The sequence below is a fragment of the Bacteroides sp. OM05-10AA genome (assembly GCF_003439055.1).
Classification (GTDB): Bacteria; Bacteroidota; Bacteroidia; order Bacteroidales; family Bacteroidaceae; genus Bacteroides; species Bacteroides intestinigallinarum.
The window spans coordinates 398-1219 of record NZ_QSUR01000091.1; the positions used below are offsets into that span (position 1 = coordinate 398).

Consider the following 822-nt stretch of genomic DNA (forward strand, 5'->3'; position numbering starts at 1 on the left):
TGCAGCGTTCGTCCTAAGAGAACTTTGTGCAAAAACGACTATTAAAAACATTACTACTTTTCTACTAAAATCCTTCATATTCAAATTGATGTTATAATATTTTCTACTTCCAACGACCAATAGCAAGCCAGTTGAACCCACCCGTATAAGCTCCGTTATTAATATCTGTCGCATGGAATAGCCCATACATTATAAATGATGATTTACTTTGATTCCAAACGTCTGACGTGAGATTAGTTGTGCTATCCTCTTTTCGCTTCATTGAAATCACTACTGTGTAATAAGTATCATAAAAAGATACTGGTAAATAAACCGTTTTATTTCTGCCGGATGTAGATGAATAGCCCCATTGTATAATTAGCCCATCCGGTAGCTTATAATATCCGTTTTGAGAAAGGTTTTTTGTTGATACATTGGAAAAATCTTTTAATGCAGCGTTCGTCCTAAGAGAACTTTGCAAGAAAATGACTATTAAAGCTACTACTATTTTTCTACTAAAATCGTTCATTGTTATCTTTATGTTACAAATTTATACTACTTCCAACGTCCTATTGCAATCCAATGAAATTCCGAGCTAGATTGTCCGTTTCCTTCTGCTGCATAAGTACATATATAGTTGAAACTAGACTTAGTTTTCTTTAAATAATTAACAACCCAACTTGATAGATCAATCGTATTACCTTTGATAGCACTACACGCCAATGAATAATAATCATCATAGAAAGAAAGTGGCAACGTAATAGTTCCCTGATATGAACTACCGCCAGCTTTTTTTCCCCATTGAATCATTAGCCCATCCGGTAGCTTATAATATCCATTTTG

2 protein-coding genes are annotated in these 822 nt (G+C 34.1%); both read right to left on the bottom strand.

All coding sequences use genetic code 11. From position 1 onward, the window contains the following. Positions 1 to 103: 103 nt before the first annotated feature. Positions 104 to 508 carry a hypothetical protein gene (locus DXB58_RS28040; RefSeq protein WP_199488025.1) on the bottom strand — a complete coding sequence of 135 codons (405 nt, stop codon included), beginning with the start codon at positions 506 to 508 and terminating at the stop codon, positions 104 to 106. Between the two features lie 26 nt (positions 509 to 534). Further along, on the bottom strand, positions 535 to 822 hold a 288-nt coding region (locus tag DXB58_RS27830; protein WP_158571595.1), incomplete at its 5' end, for a hypothetical protein.

What these genes read in the sequence shown, in the direction of transcription:
- DXB58_RS28040 (WP_199488025.1), bottom strand. Translation starts at nt 508, where the DNA reads ATGAACGATTTTAGTAGAAAAATAGTAGTAGCTTTAATAGTCATTTTC.